This window comes from Georgenia sp. X1117 (assembly GCF_057784635.1).
This window is the reverse complement of record NZ_CM173492.1, coordinates 2533333-2557010: the sequence shown is the minus strand read 5'-3', so window position 1 is coordinate 2557010 and position 23678 is coordinate 2533333. Positions and strand designations below refer to the sequence as shown.

At 73.9% G+C, this 23678-nt stretch carries 26 protein-coding genes; 11 read left to right on the top strand and 15 right to left on the bottom strand.

What is annotated here, in order from left to right:
* Positions 1–10 precede the first annotated feature (10 nt).
* Complete coding sequence (locus tag AC3D3D_RS11800) at positions 11–505, bottom strand: MarR family winged helix-turn-helix transcriptional regulator (protein ID WP_463661794.1); 495 nt, start codon at positions 503–505, stop codon at positions 11–13.
* Between the two features lie 150 nt (positions 506–655).
* On the opposite strand from AC3D3D_RS11800, the gene AC3D3D_RS11795 reads away from it, so the two are divergent.
* The gene (locus AC3D3D_RS11795; RefSeq protein WP_463661795.1) at positions 656–1201 is read left to right on the top strand and encodes a YceI family protein; all 546 of its coding nucleotides are present in this window, start codon (positions 656–658) and stop codon (positions 1199–1201) included.
* A gap of 321 nt (positions 1202–1522) precedes the next feature.
* On the opposite strand, the gene AC3D3D_RS11790 is transcribed toward AC3D3D_RS11795, so the two are convergent.
* The 4 genes from AC3D3D_RS11790 to AC3D3D_RS11775 all read right to left on the bottom strand — a co-directional run bounded on the left by AC3D3D_RS11790 (position 1523) and on the right by AC3D3D_RS11775 (position 3786).
* Entirely contained in the window at positions 1523–1939 is a 417-nt protein-coding gene (locus AC3D3D_RS11790) for a glutaredoxin family protein (protein ID WP_463661796.1), read from the bottom strand.
* A complete protein-coding gene (locus tag AC3D3D_RS11785; protein ID WP_019174583.1) occupies positions 1936–2034 on the bottom strand; it encodes a 30S ribosomal protein bS22 in 99 nt (32 codons plus the stop codon). The genes AC3D3D_RS11790 and AC3D3D_RS11785 overlap by 4 nt, the downstream gene beginning before the upstream one ends.
* Positions 2035–2167: 133 nt before the next feature.
* Positions 2168–2383, bottom strand: coding sequence for a helix-turn-helix domain-containing protein (locus AC3D3D_RS11780; protein WP_463661797.1), 216 nt, complete (start codon positions 2381–2383; stop codon positions 2168–2170).
* A 143-nt stretch (positions 2384–2526) separates the two neighbouring features.
* The gene (locus tag AC3D3D_RS11775; protein ID WP_463661798.1) at positions 2527–3786 is read right to left on the bottom strand and encodes an acetoin utilization protein AcuC; all 1260 of its coding nucleotides are present in this window, start codon (positions 3784–3786) and stop codon (positions 2527–2529) included.
* Between the two features lie 104 nt (positions 3787–3890).
* On the opposite strand from AC3D3D_RS11775, the gene AC3D3D_RS11770 reads away from it, so the two are divergent.
* The gene (locus AC3D3D_RS11770) at positions 3891–5273 is read left to right on the top strand and encodes a TrkH family potassium uptake protein (RefSeq protein WP_463661864.1); all 1383 of its coding nucleotides are present in this window, start codon (positions 3891–3893) and stop codon (positions 5271–5273) included.
* Between the two features lie 42 nt (positions 5274–5315).
* Positions 5316–5978: a potassium channel family protein gene (locus tag AC3D3D_RS11765; protein WP_463661799.1), complete on the top strand. Its 663-nt coding sequence runs from the start codon at positions 5316–5318 to the stop codon at positions 5976–5978.
* 16 nt (positions 5979–5994) lie between these two features.
* On the opposite strand, the gene AC3D3D_RS11760 is transcribed toward AC3D3D_RS11765, so the two are convergent.
* On the bottom strand, positions 5995–6546 hold the full coding sequence (locus tag AC3D3D_RS11760) for a GNAT family N-acetyltransferase (RefSeq protein WP_463661800.1): 552 nt from the start codon (positions 6544–6546) through the stop codon (positions 5995–5997).
* An 86-nt stretch (positions 6547–6632) separates the two neighbouring features.
* Between AC3D3D_RS11760 and AC3D3D_RS11755 the strand changes: the two genes are divergently transcribed.
* Complete coding sequence (locus tag AC3D3D_RS11755) at positions 6633–7484, top strand: aldo/keto reductase (RefSeq protein WP_463661801.1); 852 nt, start codon at positions 6633–6635, stop codon at positions 7482–7484.
* Between the two features lie 156 nt (positions 7485–7640).
* Here the strand turns inward: AC3D3D_RS11755 and AC3D3D_RS11750 are convergent, their stop codons facing one another.
* Positions 7641–8816: an acyl-CoA dehydrogenase family protein gene (locus tag AC3D3D_RS11750; RefSeq protein ID WP_463661802.1), complete on the bottom strand. Its 1176-nt coding sequence runs from the start codon at positions 8814–8816 to the stop codon at positions 7641–7643.
* A 334-nt stretch (positions 8817–9150) separates the two neighbouring features.
* Here AC3D3D_RS11750 and radA point away from each other — a divergent pair, with 334 nt between their 5' ends.
* Positions 9151–10527 (top strand): DNA repair protein RadA, encoded by a 1377-nt coding sequence (radA, locus tag AC3D3D_RS11745; RefSeq protein ID WP_463661803.1) that lies wholly within the window; start codon positions 9151–9153, stop codon positions 10525–10527.
* A 105-nt stretch (positions 10528–10632) separates the two neighbouring features.
* On the top strand, positions 10633–11655 hold the full coding sequence (gene disA / locus AC3D3D_RS11740; protein ID WP_488512042.1) for a DNA integrity scanning diadenylate cyclase DisA: 1023 nt from the start codon (positions 10633–10635) through the stop codon (positions 11653–11655).
* 20 nt (positions 11656–11675) lie between these two features.
* On the opposite strand, the gene AC3D3D_RS11735 is transcribed toward disA, so the two are convergent.
* Complete coding sequence (locus tag AC3D3D_RS11735; protein WP_463661804.1) at positions 11676–12425, bottom strand: hypothetical protein; 750 nt, start codon at positions 12423–12425, stop codon at positions 11676–11678.
* 62 nt (positions 12426–12487) lie between these two features.
* Between AC3D3D_RS11735 and AC3D3D_RS11730 the strand changes: the two genes are divergently transcribed.
* From AC3D3D_RS11730 to AC3D3D_RS11720, 3 genes are all read left to right on the top strand, one after another.
* Complete coding sequence (locus tag AC3D3D_RS11730; RefSeq protein WP_463661805.1) at positions 12488–13507, top strand: HhH-GPD family protein; 1020 nt, start codon at positions 12488–12490, stop codon at positions 13505–13507.
* 23 nt (positions 13508–13530) lie between these two features.
* Positions 13531–14001, top strand: coding sequence for a hypothetical protein (locus tag AC3D3D_RS11725; protein WP_463661806.1), 471 nt, complete (start codon positions 13531–13533; stop codon positions 13999–14001).
* 131 nt (positions 14002–14132) lie between these two features.
* Positions 14133–14834 carry an alpha/beta hydrolase gene (locus AC3D3D_RS11720; protein WP_463661807.1) on the top strand — a complete coding sequence of 234 codons (702 nt, stop codon included), beginning with the start codon at positions 14133–14135 and terminating at the stop codon, positions 14832–14834.
* Between the two features lie 116 nt (positions 14835–14950).
* On the opposite strand, the gene AC3D3D_RS11715 is transcribed toward AC3D3D_RS11720, so the two are convergent.
* The 4 genes from AC3D3D_RS11715 to AC3D3D_RS11700 all read right to left on the bottom strand — a co-directional run bounded on the left by AC3D3D_RS11715 (position 14951) and on the right by AC3D3D_RS11700 (position 18803).
* Positions 14951–15727 (bottom strand): hypothetical protein, encoded by a 777-nt coding sequence (locus AC3D3D_RS11715; RefSeq protein WP_463661808.1) that lies wholly within the window; start codon positions 15725–15727, stop codon positions 14951–14953.
* Positions 15728–15873: 146 nt separating this feature from the next.
* Positions 15874–16449, bottom strand: a complete 576-nt coding sequence (locus tag AC3D3D_RS11710; protein WP_463661809.1) for an amino-acid N-acetyltransferase — start codon at positions 16447–16449, stop codon at positions 15874–15876.
* A gap of 21 nt (positions 16450–16470) precedes the next feature.
* Positions 16471–18186, bottom strand: coding sequence for an alpha/beta hydrolase (locus tag AC3D3D_RS11705; protein WP_463661810.1), 1716 nt, complete (start codon positions 18184–18186; stop codon positions 16471–16473).
* Positions 18183–18803 (bottom strand): LppA family lipoprotein, encoded by a 621-nt coding sequence (locus tag AC3D3D_RS11700; protein ID WP_463661811.1) that lies wholly within the window; start codon positions 18801–18803, stop codon positions 18183–18185. The genes AC3D3D_RS11705 and AC3D3D_RS11700 overlap by 4 nt, the downstream gene beginning before the upstream one ends.
* A gap of 166 nt (positions 18804–18969) precedes the next feature.
* On the opposite strand from AC3D3D_RS11700, the gene AC3D3D_RS11695 reads away from it, so the two are divergent.
* A complete protein-coding gene (locus AC3D3D_RS11695) occupies positions 18970–19830 on the top strand; it encodes an SMP-30/gluconolactonase/LRE family protein (protein ID WP_463661812.1) in 861 nt (286 codons plus the stop codon).
* A 60-nt stretch (positions 19831–19890) separates the two neighbouring features.
* Here AC3D3D_RS11695 and AC3D3D_RS11690 read toward each other — a convergent pair whose 3' ends face one another.
* Positions 19891–20178 (bottom strand): hypothetical protein, encoded by a 288-nt coding sequence (locus tag AC3D3D_RS11690; protein ID WP_463661813.1) that lies wholly within the window; start codon positions 20176–20178, stop codon positions 19891–19893.
* A gap of 89 nt (positions 20179–20267) precedes the next feature.
* Here AC3D3D_RS11690 and AC3D3D_RS11685 point away from each other — a divergent pair, with 89 nt between their 5' ends.
* Positions 20268–20981: a uridine kinase family protein gene (locus AC3D3D_RS11685; RefSeq protein WP_463661814.1), complete on the top strand. Its 714-nt coding sequence runs from the start codon at positions 20268–20270 to the stop codon at positions 20979–20981.
* 77 nt (positions 20982–21058) lie between these two features.
* On the opposite strand, the gene AC3D3D_RS11680 is transcribed toward AC3D3D_RS11685, so the two are convergent.
* Both AC3D3D_RS11680 and lysS read right to left on the bottom strand, forming a co-directional pair.
* Positions 21059–22030: an aldo/keto reductase gene (locus AC3D3D_RS11680; protein ID WP_463661815.1), complete on the bottom strand. Its 972-nt coding sequence runs from the start codon at positions 22028–22030 to the stop codon at positions 21059–21061.
* Positions 22031–22063: 33 nt separating this feature from the next.
* Positions 22064–23623, bottom strand: a complete 1560-nt coding sequence (gene lysS / locus AC3D3D_RS11675; protein ID WP_463661816.1) for a lysine--tRNA ligase — start codon at positions 23621–23623, stop codon at positions 22064–22066.
* Positions 23624–23678: the final 55 nt, after the last annotated feature.

The window sequence follows — 23678 nt, the reverse complement described above, 5'->3', positions numbered from 1 at the left end:
GGCGGCCGCCTCAGCGCCGGTCGTCGGCGGTGCGGGCGGGGTCGACCTCGAGGGCGACCTGCTCGTCGTCGAGCAGCGCGGCCATGATCTCCCCCAGCGCGCGCATCTGCTCCTGGTCGAGCCGGTCGACGAGCCGGGTGCGCACCGCGTCGACGTGCCCGGGCGCGGCCTGCGCCAGGCGCTCAAAGCCGGCGTCCGTGAGGCGCGCGTTGACCCCGCGCCGGTCCTCGCAGTTGTTGCGACGCTCGACGTAGCCCGCCTCCTCGAGCCGACGCACGGTGTGCGTGAGCCGGGAGCGCGAGTGGACGAGGTCCTCGGCGAGCGAGGACATCCGCCGGGTACGGTCGGGGGCCTCGGACAGTCGCACGAGCACCTCGTACTCCGAGAGCGAGAGGTGCGAGGTGGCGGTGAGGTCGTGGTTGACGTCCTCGAGCACCTGGGCGGAGGCTCGGAGGAACAGCCGCCAGGACCGCTGCTGTTCAAGATTCAGCCATCGCGTCGTCATCCTCGTCCTCCACCCTGGTCGCAGCCGCTCGATGCCGACCTGCACCGATCGTGGGGGTTGCGCACCCACCGTTCGATACTTTACAGTTCAATCGTTCATGATTCAACTACCGGGCTGGGACCGCTGGCCCGCAACTCACGGAGGCACACCTTGTCGACCATCCCCGCCGGTTCCTACACCATCGAGCCCTCGCACTCCGAGGTCGGCTTCACCGTCCGCCACGCCGGCATCTCGAAGGTCCGCGGCCAGTTCACCGAGTTCGAGGGCCAGCTCGTCGTGGCCGAGGACCTCGCGCAGTCCACCGCGAACGTCACCATCAAGTCCGCCTCGGTCGACACCAAGGACGCCAACCGCGACAACCATCTGCGCTCGGCCGACTTCTGGGACGCGGAGAACAACCCGGAGTGGACCTTCGTCTCGACCTCCGTCGACGGCGACGCCCCGGAGTTCACCCTCAACGGTGACCTCACCCTCAACGGCGTCACCCGCCCCGTCGCGCTGACCGTGGAGTTCAACGGCGCCGCGACCGACCCCTTCGGCCAGGACCGCGTCGGCTTCTCCGCCACCACGACGATTTCCCGCAAGGAGTTCGACCTGACCTGGAACGCCGCCCTGGAGACCGGTGGCGTCCTCGTCTCGGACAAGGTCAACATCACCATCGAGGTCGAGGCCGTCCCCGCCGAGGCCGCTGCCTGAGCCTGACGCCCCGCACCACGCGGCACCAGCCGCACCCACGACGGCCGGTCACCCCACGGGTGGCCGGCCGTCGTCGTGCGTAGTTGGGGGGCCACTGAGCGACGGCGGCCGGGCAATGCCTCCGCCGACGCCCCTCGAGGTCCGCGCAGCCTCGAACTGCGCGCCCCCCTGACCGTTCAACAGGGAAAGTCACCGATCAACCGGCAGTGTCGGTTGAACGGTGCCTCAAGGCGTTGACGGGTGGGAGCAGGTGAGGCGACGGCGGCCACCCGCGCGGCGATCAGCCGCTGAACGGTGCCTCGAGCTGCTGAGAGGTGGGGCTCAGCGGGCGGCCAGCGCCTGCTCGACCCGCGCGACGTCGACGAGCAGCCGGTCGACCTCCACGCCGTCGAGCAGCACCACCGGGACGTGCTCGGAGTAGGCGGCCAGCGACTCGTCGGCGTCGATGTCGAGCAGGACCAGGTGCGCGCCGTGGCGCTCGGCCACCGGAGCCAGCCGCGTCGCGGTCTGCTCGCACAGGTGGCAGCCCGCGCGTGAGACGACCTCGAGCCGGGCGGGCGCCGCGGCGTCGGTCGTTGCCGCGGCGTCGTCGGCTTCGCCGAGCCAGGCGCCGGGCGAGGCGGCCAGGGGCGTGGCCGTGCGACCGGCCTCCTCGCCCCCGCGCCGACCCCTGGAACGCGACGAACCCGGTACCCCATCGGGCCCCGGGTTCGATCGACGTCGGAAGAAGTGGATCACTTCTTGTTGCGACGCTGGTGGCGCGTCTTGCGCAGCAGCTTGCGGTGCTTCTTCTTCGACATGCGCTTGCGGCGCTTCTTGACCACGGATCCCATACGTGTACCTCAGTCTCATCGGTGCCGGACGCGCGTGCGCCCGAGGAAACTCGAGAAGTCTACCGGGTGACGGGAGCGCGCGCCCGCGCCTACCGTCGGGGTCCTCACACTCTGGCGGGCGAGGTCCCCGTGGTCAGGAACCGGTGCCCTCGGCGGTGTCCCAGCCCTGCAGGCCCTCGGCGATGAGCTGGTCCACCGCGGCCTCGGGAACCCGGAAGGAGCGGCCGACGCGCACCGCGGGCAGCTCGCCGGAGTGCACCATGCGGTAGACGGTCATCTTGGAGACCCGAAGCGACTCCGCCACCTCCGCGACGGTGAGGAACGGGCTGCTCCCCTGACTCTCGACCATTGCTCCCCAGCTCTCATGCTCCCCCGGCCGCACACGTGACTCGTGGGGCTCCTGGGGACGAACATAGTGGGAACTGCCCTGTCTGGGCCAATCCTCGGGCGTGGCGTACGCCCCGCGCGTCGGCGCCACGGCGCGGCTGAACGTCAGGCGGTGAGCGGGTCGAGACCGTGCTCGGGGAAGACCGCCCGGCGGGTGGCCAGGATCGCGCGGTCGACGGCGTCCTCCGGGTCGTACCCCTCCGCGAACCGTCCGTCGGGCTCGGCGGCGACGTCACCGCCGCCGATCCCCTCGCCCCCGATCCCCTCGCCCCCGGCCACGGCCTGCGCGCCGGGCACGGCCGCCGGGTCGGCGTCGGACATGGTCGTGGCGATCGCCCCCTCGGCGAGCTCGTGGACCATCTCCCGCCACTCCTCGGGCAGCGGGGTACCCGGCGGGACGGGGGCGCCGGCGACGACACCGAGGACGTGGCTCCAGGCGCGGGGCACGACGTTGACGACCTCGTAGCCGCCGCCCCCGGTGGCCACCCAGCGGCCCTGGGCGTGCCGGTCGGCCAGGTCGGCCAGGAGCAGGGCGGCCGCGCGCTGGGCGTCGACCGAGACCCGCAGGTTGGTCAGCGGGTCGCGGCCGTGGGAGTCGCAGCCGTGCTGGGTGACGAGGACGTCGGGCTGCACGGCGGCCACGAGCGGGGCGACGACGGCCTCGACGGCGCGCAGCCACCGCCCGTCCGTCGTGCCGGCGGGCAGGGCGACGTTGACCGCGGAGCCGCGGGCGTCCGGCCCCCCGACGTCCTGGGGGTAGCCCGTCCCCGGGAACAACGTCGAGGGGTGCTCGTGGACGGAGATCGTCACCACGTCCGGGTCGTCCCAGAAGGCGCGCTCGACGCCGTCGCCGTGGTGGGCGTCGAGGTCGACGTAGACCACCCGGGCGGCGCCCGCGGCGCGCAGGTCGCGGATCGCCACGGCGACGTCGTTGTAGACGCAGAAGCCGGAGGCGCGCTCGGGCATGGCGTGGTGCATGCCACCGGCCATGGAGAAGGCCCGGCGCACGCGCCCGGACCAGACCGCGCGCGCCGCGGCGACGGTGGAGCCGACCAGACGGGCCGAGGCCTCGTGCATCGCGCCGAAGACGGGGTTGTCGTCGTCGCCGAGCCCCCGTGCGGGGTTGGGCCTGCCCTCGGCCTCGGCGGCGCGCACGGCCGCGAGGTAGGCCGGGTCGTGGACCGTGGTGAGGAGTTCGTCGGTGCAGGCCTCGGGCTCGACGACGGTGACCAGGCCCGGATCGAGCAGGCCCAGCCCGGCGGCGAGCTCGTGCGCCAGGTGCAGCCGCAGCGGGGACATCGGGTGACCGGCCCCGAAGTTGTACGCCACGAGGTCCGGGGACCACACCAGAGCTCCGTCGGTCATACCTCAACCTACCCCGGCGCTGTGGCAGGCTCGACCCTGCTGCGCCCACCGCCCGGGCGCGACCCGGAGCGGCACCGCCCCGGCCGGCTCGTCCACGGGGAGGTCTGGTGGGAGGCTCGGCGATCGGCCGCGCCCTGGCCGTCGGCCGCGACCGGCTCGACGACCTGGCCAGCCACTCCCCCGCGCGGCTAGCGCTGCTGGTGTTCACCGGGATCGTGGTGGTGGTGACAGGGTTGCTCTCCCTGCCGGTGGCGACCACATCCGGCGAGCGCGCCCCGTTCGCCGACTCCCTGTTCACCGCGGTCTCCGCGGTGTGCGTGACCGGCCTGACCACGGTCGACACCGCCACCTACTGGTCGGGGTTCGGGCAGGGCGTCATCCTCATGAGCATCAAGGTCGGCGGGCTCGGCGTGATGACGCTCGCCTCGATCCTCGGCCTGGCCGTCTCCCGGCGCATCGGCCTGACCCAGCGCATGCTCGCCGCCTCGGAGACGGGCGGAACCCGACTGGGCGAGGTGGGCTCCCTGGTGCGCGCCGTCGTCGTCGCCTCCCTGGTCATCGAGCTCGCCCTCACCCTCGTGCTCGTGCCCCGCTTCCTCGACCTGGGCGAGAGCGTGCCGGCCGCCCTGTGGCACGGGGTCTTCATGGCGCTGTCGATCTTCAACAACGCCGGGTTCGTCGTGCTCGATGAGGGGCTGGCCCCCTACGTGGGCGACTGGTGGGTGGGGCTGCCGATCGTCGTGGGCACCTTCCTCGGCGCCGTCGGCTTCCCGGTGCTCCTGGACCTGTGGCGCAACCGGCGTCGCCGGCGGCGCCTCTCGCTGCACTCGCGGCTGACCCTGACGACCTTCGGCGCGCTGACCGTGCTCATGGTCGCCGCCTTCGCGCTGTTCGAGTGGACCAACCCCGCCACCCTGGGGGGGCTCGACGCCGGGGACCGCGTGCTGGCCACGCTCCTGCACTCGGTCACCCCGCGGTCATCGGGCCTGGCCACGCTCGACGTCGGCGAGATGCAGCAGTCCACCCTGTTCGCCACCGACGCGATGATGTTCGTCGGCGGCGGCTCGGCGTCGACGGCGGGCGGCATCAAGGTGACCACCTTCGCCGTGCTCGTGCTCGCGATCGTCGCCGAGGCCCGCGGCGACCGGGACATCGAGACCTTCGGGCGCCGTATCCCCACCGACACCGTGCGGCTCGCCGTCGCGGTGGCCTTCCTCGGCGCCTCGCTCGTGGGCGCCTCGACGCTCGTGCTGCTTTCGACCACCGACTTCACCCTCGACCAGATCCTCTTCGAGGTGATCTCGGCCTTCGCCACCTGCGGCCTGTCCACGGGCATCACGCCGCTGCTGCCCGACCCGGCGACCTACGTGCTCAGCGCCCTGATGTTCGCCGGACGCATCGGCACGATCACCCTGGCGGCGGCCCTGGCCATGCGCTCGAGGCGCCGCGTGATCCGTATGCCCGAAGAGCGGCCCATCATCGGGTGACATGCTTCGACCCGCACCGTCAACACGTCAGGAAGGACCCACATGGCGACCTCGGCCCGGGACTCCGCCGTCCTCGTCATCGGCCTGGGCCGGTTCGGCGCGGCGCTCGCCGCCACCCTCGAGTCGCTCGACCGCGAGGTCCTCGCCGTCGAGAAGGACCCCGAGCTGGTGCAGACCTGGTCGAGCCGCCTGCCGCTGGTCGAGGCCGACGCCACCTCCGCCGACGCGCTCGAGCAGCTCGGTGCGGCCGACTTCCCGGTGGCGGTGGTCGGCGTGGGCTCCTACCTCGAGGCCTCGGTGCTCATCACCGGCAACCTCGTCGACCTCGGCATGCCGCAGATCTGGGCCAAGGCCGTCTCCGGCGAGCACGGGCGGATCCTCAAGCGCATCGGCGCCCACCACGTCGTCTACCCGGAGTACGACGCCGGCCAGCGCGTCGCGCACATGGTCTCCGGGCGGATGCTCGACTACATCGAGATGGAGGACGGCTTCGCCGTGGTGAAGATGCGCCCGCCGCGCGAGACGCACGGCTTCACCATCGGCGAGCTGTCCCTGCGCTCGCGGTACGGCATCACTGTCATCGGCAGGAAGTCCCCGGGCGAGCCCTTCGAGTACACGACGCTCGAGACCCGCATCGACGCCGACGACACCCTCATCGTCTCCGGGGACACGGAGCTGCTGGAGACCTTCGCCCACCGGCCGTGAGCGCGGTGCGCGACGCTCAGGCCAGGTCCTCCCAGACGAACGGCGTCGTCGTCCCGCTCTCCCAGTCGCGGCGCAGGATCGCGTAGGCGACCGACGCGACGGGCTCTGACCCGTCGACGGGCCAGCCCTCCCGGTAGTGGGCCTCCTTGAGGAAGCCGCAGCGCAGGAAGGTGCGGCGCATCGCCACGTTGTCCTCGCGGGTCTGCCCCTCGAAGCGCCTGACCTCCGGGAACCGCTCGAACACCAGCGCGGTCGCGGCACGCACGACGTCGGCGGCGAGGCCGCGCCCGCGGAACTCCTCGGCGAGGCGGAGGTCGAACAGCGGCGCGTCGTCCTCGAGATCCTCCAGCCGGAGGAAGCCGATGCGCCCGAGCTCGGCGTGGTTGACCCAGAACGAGTCGTTCTCGTCGTCCCGGAAGGCACCCTCCGCGACCTGTCGCTCGACCTGTGCGCGGTCGGGGCGCGGCACCACGTGGAAGGGGAAGGTGTGGCCGGTCATGAAGGCGATCAGCTCCTCGCGGTCGTCCCCGACGGGGTCGAGGCGCGTGAGGGTCACGGGTGCGCTCATGCGACGCGACGCTAGCGGCGGCTCCCGGACGGGTCCACCGCTTTCGGCTCGACACGATCGCCGGCCCACCTGGAAGGATGGCGGTCATGATCTCCTCAGGAATCGTCGTCATGGGCGACGGCCACGCGATCCCGCAGGTCGGCTTCGGCACGTACAAGGTCCCGGAGGCGGAGACCGCCTCGATCGTCGCGACCGCCCTCGAGGTCGGTTATCGCCACATCGACGGCGCGCAGATGTACGGCAACGAGAAGGGCGTCGGGCAGGGCATCGCCGACTCGGGCATCGCCCGTGAGGACCTCTTCCTCACGAGCAAGCTCGACAACCCCCACCACGCGCCGGGCACCGCGCGCGCCAGCATCGAGCAGACGCTCGAGGACCTGCGCACCGACCACCTCGACCTGTTCCTCGTGCACTGGCCCTACCCCACGGGTGAGACCGTGCCGCTGGCGGAGACCTGGCAGGTGCTCGTCGACGCCCGGGCCGCCGGCCTCGTGACCTCGATCGGGATGTCGAACGGCCAGCCCGAGCACCTGCGCGAGATCCAGGACGCCGGCCTGCCCGCGCCCGCGATCGACCAGGTCGAGATTCACCCCTACCTGCCCAACCACGAGGTCATCGACTTCTGCCGGTCCGAGGGCATCACCGTCCAGGCCTGGTCGCCGCTGGCCCGCGGCACGATCCTCGAGGACCCCGTGGTCACCGCGATCGCCGAGGAGCTCGGCGCCACCGCCTCGCAGGTCGTCCTCGCCTGGCACCTGCGCCAGGACATCGTCGTCATCCCCAAGGCCTCGCGCCGCGAGCGGATGGCGGAGAACTTCGGCGCGCTGGAGGTCGAGCTGACCGCGGAGCAGGCCGCGCGGATCGACGCCCTCGACCGCGGCGAGGCCGGGCGCACAGGCATGCACCCCTCGACGATGAAGCGCTTCGGCGAGGAGTAGCAGGCCGCTCGAGGGCGGCCGCCAACCCGCGCCTCCCGGCGCCGGCCTTCGACCGGTCGGCGGTCGGACGCGCCGGTCGGTGGGCACTGCGCACCGACAGGTTCGCTCTGCCACCGACCGGTGCGGGCAGGAGTGCCGGCCCCGCGCCGGGCCGGGCTACTCCTTCGGCGGGACCGGCCCCAGGAGGGCGTTGGCCCAGGCGGCGTGCACCGACTCGTCGTCGGAGGGGTGGAACAGGCCCGCCACGACGTCGCGGTAGAGGCGCGAGAGCTCGGCGCGCGTGTAGAACGACGAGCCGCCCGAGGCCCGCACCGCCTTCTCCACCACGCGCAGCGCCGTCTCGGTGGCGCGCGACTTCACCGCGGAGAGCTGGGGCAGCCACAGCGGCCGGTCCGCCCCCGCATCGACGTCGCGGGCCAGGGTCGCGATCTGCGGCTCGATGGCGTCGAGCTCGATGGCGGCGTCGGCCAGGCGCCAACGGATGTCCGGGTCGTGGGCGTAGGGGGCGTCGTTCTTCAGGCTCCGACGCCGGTGCGCGGTCTCCACAGCGACGTCGAGCGCCCGGCGGGCCACCCCCTGGTAGACGGCGGCCAGCAGGATCTCGAAGTTGGCGAAGATGCCGAACACGAAGGGGTCCATGGTCGGCCCGGGCGGCACGATGCGCACGATCCGGTGCGCGGGGGCGTGCGCGCCGTCGAGGACGGTGGTGAAGGACTGCGTCGCCCGCATCCCGAGGGTGTCCCAGTCCTCCTTGATGGTGATCCCGCCGCCGTCGCGCTCGACGAAGCCCCAGACGTTGCGCGGGTTCTCCGGGTCGGTGCGGTCGGTGCCGAACGTGCCGAGCAACGTCCACACCGGCCCGAGGGTGGTGAAGATCTTGGTGCCGTTGAAGGAGTAGCCGCCCTCGCCGTCGGGCACGGCGTCCGAGGCGGAGCCGAAGAGCACGAGGTCGTTGCCGGCCTCGGAGACGCCGAAGGCTATGATCGCGCCGTCGATGACGCGGGCGAGGATCTCGTCCATGTCGTCCTGGCCGGCCGCGCGGACGGTACGGCCGACGCCGACCCAGATCTGGTGCATGTTGACCGCGAGCGCCGTCGCGGGCGAGGCACCGGCGAGGCGGGCCTGGGCGCGGGTCATGTCCTCGAGGCTGAGACCGCCGCCGCCGAGCTCGGTGGGGACGAAGGCGGTGAGGTAGCCGGCCGCGCGCAGGTCGGCGAGGTCGTCGTGGGGGAAGGTGTTGTCCCGGTCGTGCCCGGCGGCACGGGAGCGGATGCGCTCGAGGAGCTCGTCGGTGAGGATCTCGTGGACGGGGTCGGGTGAGGTCACGGTCATGGGCCCATTCTCCCCGCGGTGTCCAGGCGAGACGGGCCGGGGTACCGGGACCCGTCCGCCCGGGCCGGGGCGCCCCCTGCCGCCGGGCCTTTCCGCGCCGCCGCACGCCACCTGTCAACGGGTAGATCGACCATTCAACCGACAGTGTCGGTTGAACGGTCACTTCTCCCGTTGACACGTCGGAGGTGCGGGCGGGGAGGCAGGGAGGGGGCGGGAGGCGGCGCGGGCAAGGAGGCGGCGGAGGCAGGCAACCGGCGCGGGCGGGCAGCCGGTGTCGGCGCGCTCCCGGTGGAGGCGCGCTGCCGGTGTCGGCGCGCACGCCTACCGTGGTCCCGTGCCCTCCTCCACCAAGCGCGCCCGCACCGAGTTCCGCTGCACCGAGTGCGGGTGGACCACCGCGAAGTGGGTCGGGCGCTGCGGCGAGTGCCAGACGTGGGGCAGCGTCGAGGAGGCCGGCGCCGCACCGGCCCGCGCCGCCATCACCGCGCTCGCGCCCACCACCGCGGCCACCTCGATCCTCGACGTCGACGTCGAGCAGGCCCGCTCCGTGCCCACCGGCGTCGGCGAGCTCGACCGGATCCTCGGCGGCGGTCTCGTGCCCGGCGCCGTCGTGCTCCTCGCGGGCGAGCCCGGCGTCGGCAAGTCCACCCTCCTGCTCGACGTCGCCGCCCGCGCCGCCGCGAACGCCACCGGCCCCGTCCTCTACGTCACCGGGGAGGAGTCGGCGAGCCAGGTCCGCCTGCGGGCCGAGCGCATCGGCGCGCTGCACCCCAACCTCCTGCTGGCCTCGGAGACCGACCTGGCTACCGTCCTGGGGCACATCGAGGCCGCCGACCCCGCGCTGCTGGTGGTCGACTCGGTGCAGACCGTCGCCGACGCCACCGTCGAGGGCTCCGCCGGCGGCGTCTCCCAGGTCCGCGCCGTCTCCGCGGCGCTCATCCGGGCGGCGAAGACCCGCGCGATGCCGGCGATCCTCGTCGGTCACGTCACCAAGGACGGCTCGATCGCCGGTCCCCGCGTCCTCGAGCACCTCGTCGACGTCGTGTGCCAGGTCGAGGGCGAGCGCCACTCCCGGCTGCGGCTCGTGCGGGCGGTGAAGAACCGGTACGGCGCCACCGACGAGGTCGGGTGCTTCGACCTGCGCGAGGACGGCATCGTCGGCCTGCCCGACCCCTCGGGCCTGTTCCTCTCCGCCGCGAAGGACCCCGTGCCCGGTACCTGCGTGACCGTCACCCTCGAGGGTCGGCGCCCCATGCCGGTCGAGGTGCAGGCGCTGCTCACCCCGACGCCGGGGACCCCGCCGCGGCGCACCGTCTCGGGCGTGGACTCCGCGCGGGTGTCGATGACGCTGGCCGTGCTCACCGCCCGGCTGCGCGTGCAGGCGAGCGGCATGGACGTCTACGTGTCGACCGTCGGCGGGGCGCGCGCCGCCGAGCCAGCTGCGGACCTCGCCCTCGCACTGGCCATGCTCTCCGCCGTCCGGGACCGACCGCTGCCGCCGGGGATGGTCGTCATGGGCGAGGTGGGGCTCACCGGTGAGCTGCGCGCGACGACGGGGGTCGGCCGACGCCTCGCCGAGGCGGCCCGCCTGGGGTTCACGACCGCCGTCGTGCCCGCCGCCGGCCACGAGCCGACCCACGTCTCGGGCCTGCACGTCGCTCCCGTCGACCACCTGGCCGAGGCCGCACTGACGTGCGGCCTCGGGGCGTAGCCCCGTCTCCCCCGGTCCCCCGCCACTACGATGGGGCTCGGCGCGGACCGACCCGCCGGGAAGTAGGGACACGTGGGCTCCGACGATGCCGCGACGATGCGCACCATGCTCCACGAGATCGCGCCGGGCACCGAGCTGCGCGAGGGCGTGGACCGGATCCTGCGCGGGCGCACAGGCGCGATCATCGTCCTCGGCTTCGACGAGTCGGTCGAGGCCCTGTCCTCGGGCGGGTTCGACCTCGACGTCGAGCTGTCCGCCACGCGGCTGCGCGAGCTGTCGAAGATGGACGGCGCCGTCGTCGTGGACCGGCTGGCGGGGCGGATCCGCCGCGCGAACGTCCAGCTCATGCCCGGCGCCCACATCGACACCGTCGAGTCCGGCATGCGCCACCGCACGGCCCAGCGCACGGCCCGCCAGACCGGGCACCCGGTGATCTCGGTGAGCCAGTCGATGGGCACGGTCGCCCTCTACGTCGGCGACCTGCGCCACCAGGTCGACGAGTCCGCCGACGTGCTGGCCAAGGGTGAGCTCGCGCTGTCGGCCCTCGAGCGGTACCGGGCGCGCCTGGACCAGCTGCTCGCCACCTTCACCGCCCTCGAGGTCGAGGACGTGGTCACGGTCCGCGACGTCGTCACCGTCGTCCAGCGCATGGAGATGATCCGGCGGATCTCCTCCGACGTCGAGTCCGCCGCCGTCCAGGCCGGCACCGACGGCCACCTGCTGCGCCTGCAGCACGACGACCTCATGGTCGGCCTCGCGCTCGAGCGGCGCACGCTGGTGCGCGACTACGTCGCTACCGGCGCCTCGGCCGACGTGCGGGCCACGCTGGGGACGCTGTCCTCCTTCGACCTCGTGGACCTGTCGGGGATCGCGCGGGCGATGCACCTGGGCGGCCCGGGCGGCGCCGACCTCGACACGGCCGCCTCCCCGCGCGGGCACCGGCTCATCGCCAAGATCCCGCGCCTGCCCCAGTCGGTGGCCACCGCGATCGTCAGCCACTACGACTCGCTGCAGGCCCTGCTCGCCGCGACGACCGACGACCTCCAGCGGATCGAGGGCGTGGGCCGCGCGCGGGCGTTCGCCGTCCGCGAGGGGCTCGCCCGGGTCGCGGAGACCAGCCTCGTCTGAGGGGTCCGGCCCCGCCCAGCTCAGCCCTGCTCGGGCTCCGCGGAGCCGGCCTCCCCGTCGGTGGGCGTCTCGCCGTCGGAGGGCGTCTCCTCGGGCGGGGCCTCCTCGAGCGTGAAGGTCGAGGAGGCGCCGGCGATCTCCACGCCGTCGAGCAGCAGCCGCGCCCGGTAGGTGCCCGGCTGCACGGCGGGCGCCTCCTCGGGGCAGTCCGCGGCGGAGCGGGTGCCCGGCCACGGGACCTCGGCCTGGGCATCGCCGTCGGGCCCCAGCAGCAGCATCCGCTCCTCCTCGGCGGGGCAGTGCGCCGACGTCCACACGGGGTCGTTGCCGGAGGTGACCTCGACGACGAGGTTGGCCCCGCCGGCGTCGACCAGGCAGTCCGTCCCGCCGGTGTTGGCCAGGTCGACGACGAACGTCGACGGCACGCCCGCATAGCGCGCGTCGTGCGACATCGACAGCTCGAGCGCGTCCGCGGCGCACGGGACCGGGTCGCCGCCGGGGGCCGGGCCGCTCGCGGACTCCGAGGCGGACTCCGAGGTCGACTCCGAGGCGCTCTCGGTGGCCGGCGCGTCGGGTGCGTCGTCGCCGCCGAACAGCGCCTGGGCGAGCGCCCACACGCCCCAGCCGATGAGCGCGAGGACCACGAGCAGCGCCACGAGGACGGTGATCCGGCGGCGCCAGATCGTCGCGCGGCTGGGCCGCCGGCGCGGGGCTCGGGGGCTGCCACCGGGGCGCCCGCTGCGGTCCGTTCCTCGGTCGTCGCTCGGCACCCGCCCACGGTAGGCGTCGGGCGCGCGCGGTCCGCGATGGCTCGCCGGGGCACACTGGGCGGGTGCCCGAACCGCCCCCTCCTGCCGATCCCGCGACCGGTGCCGCGACCGGTGCCGCGACCGGTGCCGCGGCCGGTGCCGGCCGTGCGGCCGACGACCAGCGGCCGACGGACGACGGCGTGCGGCCGGCGGACGGCGAGGCGATCGCCGAGTTGCACGACGCCGTCGCCCGGTTCTGGGAGACCCACGCCCGCGACCTGCCCTGGCGCCGGCCCGGGACGACCCCGTGGGGCGTCCTCGTCTCCGAGGCGATGAGCCAGCAGACGCCGGTGGCCCGCGTCGCCCCGGCCTGGCAGGCATGGATGGAGCGCTGGCCCGACGCCGCCGCGTTGGCCGGCGCCTCGGGCGCCGACGTCCTGCGCGCCTGGGGTCGCCTGGGCTACCCGCGCCGCGCGCTACGGCTCAAGGAGTGCGCGCTAGCGATCGTCGAGCGGCACGGCGGCGAGGTGCCCGCGCGCGAGGAGGAGCTGCTCGCCCTGCCCGGCGTCGGCGCGTACACGGCGGCGGCCGTGGCCTCCTTCGCCTTCGGCCGCCGCGCCCTGGTCCTCGACACCAACGTCCGGCGCGTCATCACCCGGGTGGTCGAGGGCCGGTCCGCTCCCCCGCCCGGGTCCCCCACCACGGCCGAACGGGCGCGAGGCTCACGCCTCCTCCCGGCCGACGACGCCGCCTGCACCACCTGGAACGCCGGGATCATGGAGCTCGGCGCCCTGGTGTGCACCGCCCGGTCCCCGCGCTGCGAGAGCTGCCCGCTCGCCGGGCGCTGCGCCTGGCGCGCCGCCGGTTACCCCGCCGACGAGCACGCCGCCCGACGCCGGACCCAGGCCTGGGAGGGCACCGACCGCCAGGCGCGCGGCCGGGTGATGGCCGTCCTGCGCGCCGACGACGACGGGACCTCGCGGAGCTGGGCCGAGCTCGTCGCGGCGGCGTCGGAGGACCCCGCCCAGGCCGAGCGGTCGGTGCGCTCGCTGCTCGCCGACGGTCTCGTCGTCGAGCGCGCCGGTCGGCTCATGCTCCCGTGACGCGCCGCGGCTACCCTGTCGCGGTGACCGAGACCGACCCCGCCGACCGGCGCGACGACCAGCGCCCGGACCCGGTCGAGCCGCTGCTGGGCGAGGCCCCGCGGATCCCGGGGGCGCGCGCGGTGCGGGTCACGCTCGTCGTCATGGCCTGCGCGGTCCTCGGCCTGGGCGTCCTGGGCCTCGCCCTGACGGCGATGTCCGGCGACACGCTGAGCCCGTGGCCGGGGCTGACGATGATGCTCGTCGGGCAGGTCGCCGCGTTTCCGTCGCTCGGCGCCGCCGCGCTCGGCCTGCACCGCGCACGCACCGGGCGGGACCCGGGCGCCGCCGGGGTACGCACGGTGCTGCGTCGCACGCCGCTGCCGCTGGGGCTCGCGCTCGTCGTGGCCTTCGGCCTGTGGGCGTGGTGGGAGCCGGACCTGTGGCTGCCGACGCTGGGCTGCGCACTCGTCGCGGCCCAGGTCGGCCTGCTCGCCCGCCTGCTGTCGCGCTGAGGGGCCGGTCCCGCAGGCCCGCGCGGGTCCGCGCGGACGACCGTGCGCCCGGCGACTGCGCGACGTCGGCACCGGGCTCACCGTCGGAGGCACCGGTCTCGCTGTCGGCGACGACCGCTAGCGTCGCGGTCATGGAGATCCTCATGGTTCCCGGCTTCTGGCTCGACGCCTCCTCGTGGGGCCCCGTCCTCCCGGCGCTCACCGAGGCGGGGCACCGGCCGCGCTCGGTCGCCCTGCCGGGCACGTCCCCCGACGCCGCGGAGCGCGCCGGCGTCACCCTCGCGGACCAGGTGGCCGCCCTCGTGGCGGAGATCGATGCCGCGGGGCCCGAGCAGGTGGTCCTCGTCGGTCACTCGGGCGGCGCACACGTGGTGTGGGGCGCCGCCGACGCGCGCCCCGACCGGGTGGCCCGCATCGTCTACGTCGACGGCTTCCCGGTGCCCGACGGCACCCCCGTCAACCCCGAGCTGCCGGCCGACGGCGCGGAGATCCCCCTGGACTGGTCGGTGTTCGACGAGGGCTCCCTGACGGACATGACCCCCGAGCTGCGGGAGTCGGTCTCCCGGGGCGCGACGCCGGTGCCGGTGGGGGTGGCGACCGAGCCGCTGCGCCTGACCGACGAGAGGCGCCGCACCGTCCCGCAGTCGGTGATCGCCACGTCGATCAGCGGCGAGCAGATCCGCGAGATGGTCGACGCCGGGATCCCGTTCACCACCGAGCTGGCCGCCGCCGACGACCTGGAGATCGTCGACCTGCCCACCGGGCACTGGCCGCAGTACACGCGCCCCCAGGACCTCGCCGCCGTCGTCGTGGCGGCCGTCGACCGAACCTGAGCCCGGTCGCACGAACCGGCACCGGACGGATCCCGCGCCCGGACACGGGTCGGGCCCGGCCCCGGCCCGGGAGGGGCCAAGGACCGGGCCCGCGGGTCCGGGCCTCGGCCGTGCTGTCAGCCGGCGAGGCTCATCTCGGCGATGCTGTCGAGCACCTCCTGGTCCACGCCCTCGCTCACGTAGCGCAGGTGGGCGACCTCACCCGTCGCCGGGTCCTCGACCACGTAGTGCACGACCTCCTGCTGACCGTCGCTCACGTGGATCTGGCTGGCGCGCAGGTCCTCGTCCTCGACCGGCAGCTGGGTGATCTCCACCTCGGTCGTCGGGTCGGAGGCGCTGGGCTCCGTGGCGACCGGGGCGAACTCGACGCAGGCGTCGTAGTCCAGGGTGCCGGAGTCCGGCGCGTAGCACGGGCCCAGGTGCAGCGCGGCGCCGTCCTCGCCGGCCCAGACGCCGTCCTCGAACTCGCTCCAGCCCTCGGGCAGCGGGACGGAGAGCCAGCCGTCGTAGGTGGCCGCGTTGACGCCACCGGCCTCGGGAGCCTGGTCCTCCGGGGCACCATCCTCCGGCGCCCCGTCCTCAGGAGCGCCCTCCTCCGGGGCACCCTCCTCGGGGGCCGGCGCCGGGGCACCGGCGTCGACGTCCTCCTCGGGCGCGGGCTCGGCGCCCGCACCGGCGTCGTCCTGCTCCGGCGGGGCCCCCTCCGCCGAGGGGTTCTCGTCGGGCGCGGGGTCCTCCTCGGGCGCGGGGTCCTCCTCGGGCGCCTCCTCGGCCGGGGCCGGCGGACCGGCCTGCGTCGGGGCAGGATCAGAGCCGCAGGCCGCCAGTCCACCCACCAGCAGGAGGGTCGCTGCCGCAGCGCTGCTCGTACGATTGATCGTGGGCATCATCATGGTCCCCCTTCGTGCCGACGGCCTCGCCGCCGGCTCGCTGTCGATCAACGTGCACCGACGACGCTACGGATCCGCCATCCGGCACGCAGACCGGATCGGGGACAGAACTCACCACCTCTGACCTGGGCGGATACCCCCGGCGGGGGTCAGAGCTCGAGGAGCATCCGCGTGTTGCCCAGGGTGTTGGGCTTGACCCGGGCGAGGTCGAGGAACTCCGCGACGCCGTCGTCGTGGGAGCGCATGAGCTCCTCCTGGACGTCGACGCCGACCGGCGTCCCCTCGATCTCGACGAAGCCGTGCCGGGCGAAGAAGTCGACCTCGAAGGTGAGGCAGAACAGGCGCCGCAGCCCCAGCGCGCGGGCCCGGTCGAGCAGGTTCTCCAGGAGCAGCCCGCCGATCCCGCGGCGCAGGTGGGCAGCGTCGACGGCGAGGGTGCGGATCTCGCCGATGTCGTCCCACATCACGTGCAGGGCGCCGCAGCCGACGACCCGCCCCCGCCCGGCCGGACCGTCGTCCGCGGTCTCGGCGACGACGAACTCCTGGACGGACTCGAAGTAGGCGACCAGGTCCTTGGTGATGAGGGTGTTGGTCTGCGCGTAGGGGTGGACCAGGCCCGCGATCGTGCGCACGTCCGAGACCAGCGCGGGGCGCACCGTGACCGGCCCACGTCCCGGACCGGGCCCGTGGGCAGGTGCGGCGGGCGCGTCCGGTCCTGAGGTCATCGGAGAATCATGCCACCGCGGCTACCAGGGCCACTCGACAGGGTCGGTCCAGAACTCGTGCGCCCGCTCGGAGACGATGTGCTCCTCGAGGCCACCGACGACCAGGGCGGTGTTGTGCTGCGCCATGGTGCCGTCGTCGAAGACCGACGTGTGCCCGGTGGTGCCGGGCTTGTGCACGCCGTGGGCCGTGGTGCCGTCGTAGGTGGACAGGTGCGTGATGTCGTCGATCCCCGTGGGGTCCCCACCGAACCGCCCCAGGTCGGCGACGAGGTCGTCGTCGTTCTCCAGGTAGTAGATCGACTCGGTCGGGACGTGGAAGTCGTCGAGGTTCGTCGTCGTGATCCCCGGGGAGGACATGAACACCGCGTTGTCGACGCCGGTGCCCTCCGCGCGCAGCGCGTAGCCCTGCGTGGTCGAGCCGTACGAGTGGCCCAGCGCGGTGAGATTGGGGTCGTCCGCGCGGGAGGCGTTGAGGCCGGTGTAGAAGCCGGCCAGGTCCTCCCCGCCCTCCTTGGCCGCGCCCGAGAGCGCCACGGAGTTCCCGCTGAGGGTCTCGTCCCACTGGGGCGCGTCGTAGCCCAGCCAGGACACGGTCGCCACGGTCTCGTCCGTGCTGCCCCAGCGGTCGAGCTCGGCCTCGGTGGCGCCCTTGAGATCGGCCATCCGCTGGTCGTAGCTCGCCAGGCTGCCGTCGACGGTGGTGGTGAACCCGGGCGTGAGGACCGAGACGTGGTCGGCGGTGTCGACGTTGCCGTTGGCCACCGCCGCCTTCACCCGCTCCCCGGACTCGGTGTCCAGGAGCAGGAGGTAGCGGTCGTCCTGGGCGACGGTCTCCTCGACGGCGGCGATGGAGTCGACCTTCGCCTGGGCGTCCTCCACCCGTTCCAGGGCGTCGAGGTAGATCTGCGACGCGCCGGGGTAGCCCATGTTCTCCTCGGCCTCGGCCAGCGCCTCCTCGGCCGCCTCGAGCTCGTCCTGCGCGGTGGCGGCCTCGGTCTCGAGCCGGTTGGTGTTGGCCTCGTCGCGGGCCCAGGCGGGGATGCCGTCCCGGTTGCCGACGAGCTCGGGGTGGTCGTCGAGGATCTCCTGCTGCTGGACGGGGCTGAGGGACTCCCACCAGTCGGCCTGGGCCTGCTGGTCGCCGTCGGGCGGGTCGGGCCAGGTGATCTGGCCGTCGCTCTCGCCGGCGTCCGCGGCCGCACCGAGGTCGGCGTGCCCCGAGTCGAGCTGGTCGCCGTGGGCGGAGGACAGCACCGCGTCGAGGGTGGAGTCCGTCGAGTCCGCCAGCCGGAGCACCTCGGCCACAGCCTGGGCGACGGTGTCGACCGCCTCCTGCCGCTCGCGGTAGTAGGCCTCGCGCTCCTCGGGGGACTCGAAGGAGGCCGGTGGGACCTTGACGTCGGTCACCGACCCGTTCCCGCCGACGGCGACCTCCCGGCTGCTGCACAGCGACTCGATCTCGGCCACCTTCGACTCGATGGTCCCCACCGAGTCCTCGGCCTCGTCGACGGCCGACCGCACGAGCGAGACCTCGTAGACGATCGACTGCGCGGCGAAGCCGATCGTCCGGCGCCGCCCCCCGGCGGACTCGGCGGCGTCACCGGTCCACCCCTCGGGCGTGACCATCGCCTCGAGCTCGTCGCTCATCCCCTCGAGGGTGTCGCGCGCCGAGCCGATGGCCGTCACCGCGCTCCCGAGGCTCGAGGCCTTCCAGTTCTTGACCTGGCTCCAGCTCACCACTTCGGCACCTCGTCGATGATGTCGGGCTCGGCCTCGGGCACGAAGGCGTGGTCCGGGCCGTCGAGCGTCGTGTCGGGGATCGTCGTCGTGCCGGCGGCACCTGCGTCGGCGCCGGCCGGATCGGTGGCGTCCGGGTCGGTGGCGTCCGCACCGGCGTCGGCCGCGTCGGCGCCGGCCACGTCGGAACTCCCGGCCGGGGTGTCGCTCCCGGCCGCGGTGGCGCCCGGCGCCGTCCGGCCCGGCCTGACCGAGGCGCGCAGGATCGTCGCCGCGGCCGTGCCGAAGGTCAGCGAGCGGCCGTCGTCGGCGAGGAACACGACCTCGTGGTCGGCCAGCCGGTCGACCACCAGCGATGCCCCGGTGAACCCGGCCGTGCGGGCGTGCGCGGCGACGACGGCCACCGAGCGGTCCCACTCGTCCTCGTCGAGGGCGCGCGCGACGCCGAACGTGTAGTGCCGTTCGGTCGGACCGCCGCCTGAGCCCTGCGCGGTGGCCAGCAGCGGTCGGTTCTGAGTCCAGGTCAGGCCATCGAGCACGGCGTCGAGGTCGTTCTTCACCGCCTCGGCGAGCTCGAGCACGTCCGGGTCGGGCACGGTGGCCGCGACGGCGTCCATGAGTCCTCCTCGCGAGTGCGTCGACCCTCCGTCCGCCCCGGCCGACGGCACCAATCTGCCAGGCACGCGCCCATCGGCCGAATCCGTCCGCGCAGGTGGGAGGGGAGAACTCCCCATCGACGTCGGGGCGGGGACGTGGTCGGCGGACCTGGGAGACAATGACGGCATGACTCACGTGCGATCCGCGCCCGAGCAGATCACCGACGCCGTCGCCTACCACGGGGAAGGACCGGTCTGGTCCGAGTCGTGGGGCGGGCTGCGCCTCGTCGACATGCTCGCCGGCGACCTGCTCACCGTCCGCGACGACGGCGAGGTCGAGCGACTGCCCGTCGGCTCCCCGGTCGCGGCCTTCGTCCGGCCCCGCTCCGACGGTGGTTACGTGGTGGGCACCGAGCGCGGGCTCTCCCTGGCCGACGAGCCGCACGGCGAGGCCTCCGAGTGGCTGCGGCTGTGGCAGCACGAGGGCCTGCGGATGAACGAGGGCGGGTGCGACGCCTCGGGCAACCTGTACGCGGGGAACATGGCCTACGACCGCTCCCCCGGCGCGGCGAGCCTGTACCGCATCACGCCCGGCGGGGACGTGACCACCGCCGTCGAGCGGGTGACGACGTCGAACGGATTCGACGTCTCCCCCGACGGGTCGCTCGCGTACTACAACGACACCTCCGCCGGCAGCACCGACGTCTTCGACGTCACCGCCACGGGCCTGCGCAACCGGCGCCGGTTCGCCGACGTCGCCTCCGACGAGCGCCCCGACGGCCTGACCGTGGACTCCGCGGGCAACGTGTGGGTGGCGCTCAACCGGGTGGGCAAGGTGCGCCTCCACGCCCCCGACGGGACGGTCCTGGCCACCGTCGACCTGCCCGTCCGCCTCGTCACCGCCTGCACCCTCGGCGGCACCGACGGCAAGGACCTGTACGTGACCACCTCGCGGGAAAAGCTCGAGGACCCCGAGCCCGAGGCGGGCGCGGTGTTCCGCATCCGCGTCGAGGTGCCGGGCCGACCCGTGCGCCCCTTCCGGGGCTGAGCCCGGGGCCGTCACGACGACGGGCGTCGGACGCCGGCCGTCGGGCCGGCGCGGGCAGCGTCAGGTGCCGAAGTCGGCGGCCGCCGCGCCGTCGGTGCTCTCGTAGGTCGTCGCGGCGTTCTCCAGGCCCTCGGCGTAGTCGCCGAGCCCCCGGACCAGGGCGTCGCGCTCCTCGGTCCAGCTGGTGCCCAGGTCGGGTGCGGTGCTCGCCGACGTCGATCCCGGCATCGCCGAACCGATCCCGTCCAGCGCGCCGGCCAGGTCCACCCCGCTCACCTCCTCGGACGCGTCGCGCGCGTTGGACGCCGCGGTGCCGAGCTGCCCGATCTCCACCTCGAAGTCGCTCACGCCACGATCGTGCCAGGTCAGGCGCACCGCGCCAACGCCTACGCTGGTGGCGAGCGGGCGGGTGCCCGGCGCGGACGACGGAGGTGGCGGTGCACGACGACGACGCCGTCCGACCCACCGACGAGGCCCTCGACCCGCAGCCCGTCGGCGCCGGCCAGGAGCCGCTGTTCGACATCCCCGCCAGCGCCCGCACCCCGCTGGCGAAGGTCGTGCTGGTGACCGGGCCCTCGGGCTCCGGCAAGACGCGGCTGACCCGCCGTCTCGGCCTGCCCGTCGTCGCGCTGGACGACTTCTACCGCGACGGCGACCACCCCGGCCTGCCGCGCCGGCACGGGATGGTCGACTGGGACGACCCGGCCTCCTGGGACGGCGATGCCGCGGTCGCCTCGCTCGTCGAGCTGGTGACGACCGGCCGCGCCGAGGTGCCCGTCTACGACATCCCGGCCAACGCGCGGGTCGGCAGCCGCGTCGTCGAGCTGGGCGAGGCCAGGGCCGTGGTGGCCGAGGGCATCTTCGCCGCCGAGATCGTCGAGCGGTGCCGGGCCGAGGGGATCCTCGCCGACGCGCTCACCCTCACCCGCCCGCGGCTGAAGACCTTCGTCTTCCGGCTGGCCCGCGACCTGGACGAGGGCCGCAAGCCGCCGCTCAACCTGCTGCGGCGTGGGCTCGCCCTCTCGCTCGCCGAGCCGGCGATGTACCGCGACCTTGTCGGCAAGGGGGCGCGCAAGGTCACCGTCGACGACGCCGAGCGCACGATCCTGCGCATCGCCGCCGGCCTGCCGCCGCAGCCGCCGGAGGACTGAGCACCCGGCGTCGCGGGAGGAGCAGAATGGTGCTCACTCGCCAGACGGATAACTGCTCACTCGCCGGGAAGGTGTCGTCAGAAGAGGGCGACCTTGGGGACCGGCGGGAAGAGCTCGTCGAGCTCGGCCTCGTCCTCCTCGGTCGGCACCCACGTGATCGCCTCGGCGTTCTGCCGGATCTGCTCCGGCTTCGTGGCGCCGGCGATGACGGAGGTCACCGGCCCCCGCGAGGCCAGCCAGGAGAAGGCGACCTGCAGCTCGGTGAGGTCCCGCGCCCGGGCGAACTCGCCGAAGCGGCGCAACCGGGACAGGGTGTCCTCGTCCTTGAGCAGGTGCTGGCGGGTGAGGGTGAGGCGGGAGCCCTCGGGGGCCACGCCGTCGGAGTACTTGCCGGTGAGCAGGCCGTTGGCGAGCGGGAAGTAGGGCAGCACGCCGAGCCCGAAGTGCTCGGCCGCGGGCACGACCTCGAGCTCGGCGCGGCGGTCGAGCAGGTTGTAGTGGTTCTGGGCCGAGACGAACTGGGCGCCGCCGAGGGAGTCGGCGACGTGCGCGGCGTCGGCGATCTGCCACCCGGCGAGGTTGGAGTGCCCGATGTAGAGGACCTTGCCCTCGCGCACGAGGTCGTCCAGGGCGGCGACGGTCTCCTCGATCGGCGTCCCGGCGTCGGGCGTGTGGTACTGGTACAGGTCGATCCGGTCGGTCTGCAGGCGCCGCAGGGAGTGCTCGACGGACTGCTTGATGTGGCGCCGTGAGCCGCGCGCACCGAAGTCGGGCCCGTCGTCGTCGGGCGCCTTCATCCCGAACTTCGTCGCCAGCACCACCTCGTCGCGGCGGCCGCGCAGGGCCTCGCCGAGGAGGGTCTCCGAGGTGCCGGGGCCGTAGGAGTTGGCGGTGTCGAAGAGGGTGATGCCGGCGTCGAGCGCGGCGTGCACGAGGGCGGTCGCCCCCTCCTGGTGCTCGGTGACGGTCCCGCGGCGGCCGAGGTTGTTGCACCCCAGCCCGACGCGGGAGACGGACAGTCCGGAGGCGCCGAGGCGTGCGTGTTCCATGCGGCCCAGCCTACGAAGGGCGCTCCGCGCCCGTCAGATCCTCTTGACCAGCGGGAAGGTGATGGTCTCGCGGATGCCGGCGCCGGTGATCGCGGCCAGGAGCCGGTCGATGCCCATGCCCATGCCGCCGGCCGGGGGCATGCCCTGCTCCATGGCCGCGAGGAAGTCCTCGTCGAGGACCATGGCCTCGGGGTCGCCGGCGGCCGCCACGAGCGCCTGCGCCTCGAACCGTTCGCGCTGGACGACCGGGTCGACGAGCTCGGAGTAGGCGGTGGCCAGCTCCATGCCGCGCACGTACAGGTCCCACTTCTCCACCTTGCCGGCCTCGGTGCGGTGGGCGCGGGTCAGCGGCGAGGTGTCGACCGGGAAGTCGCGCACGAAGGTCGGCGCCCACAGGTCGTCGCCGACCCGCGCCTCCCACAGCTCCTCGACGATCTTGCCCGGGGTGTGGTGCGGGGCCAGCGGGACCTCGAGGCGCTCGGCCAGGGCCCGCAGGTGCTCCTCCGACGTCGAGGGGGTGATCTCCTCGCCGAGGGACTCGCTCAGCGAGCCGTACAGGCTCAGGCTCGCCCACTCGCCGCCCAGGTCGTAGGCGCTGCCGTCGGACAGCGTGACCAGGGTCGAACCGGTGGCCTCCAGGGCGGCGGTCTGGACGAGGGTGCGGGTGAGCGTGGCCATCGTGTCGTAGGAGCCGTAGGCCTCGTACGCCTCGAGCATCGTGAACTCCGGGGAGTGCGTGGAGTCCGCGCCCTCGTTGCGGAAGTTGCGGTTGATCTCGAAGACCTTCTCGATGCCGCCGACGACGGCGCGCTTGAGGTACAGCTCCGGGGCGATGCGCAGGTAGAGGTCGGTGTCGTACGCGTTCATGTGCGTGACAAAGGGCCTCGCCGCGGCCCCGCCGTGCAGGTTCTGCAGCATCGGCGTCTCGATCTCGAGGAAGCCGCGCTCGTCGAAGGTGCGCCGCAGCGAGCGGGTGACGGCGGCGCGCAGCCGCACCATGTCGCGGGCGGCGGAGCGCATGACGAGGTCGAGGTGGCGGTGGCGGACCCGCCCCTCCTCGGAGAGGGAGGACTCCTCGCCGTCGGCGCCCTCGTAGGTCTTGGGCAGGGGCCGCAGCGCCTTGGCCGCCAGGGCCCAGGCCGGCGCGGGCTGACCGTCGACCTCGCCGGGGGCGGCGAAGATGCTCAGCTCCCCGCGGCGGGAGGCCCCCACGTGGCCGTGCACGTAGAGGTGGTCGCCGAGGTCGATGTCGGACTTGAAGGCCGCCAGGGACTCCTCGCCGACGTTGGCCAGCGAGAGCATGACCTGGATGCGGGTGCCGTCGCCGGCCTGGAGGCCCACGAAGCAGAGCTTGCCGGTGTTGCGCAGGTGCATGACCCGCCCCGCGACGCCGACGAGCTCCTCGGTCAGCTCGGTGCCGGCCTCGAGCTCGGGGTGGGCGGCGCGGACCTCACCAATGGTGGTGGTGATCGGCAGCGTCACCGGGTAGGGGTCGGTGCCGGCCGCCAGCAGCCGGGCGCGCTTGTCGGCACGCACCCGGAACTGCTCGGGGGTGTCGTCGTGGGGCGCGCTGGTCACGGGGTTCTCGGTCACCGCCCCAGGGTAGTCAACCGGCGCGACGGCCCGACGACGGCCGTGGGGCGCCGGG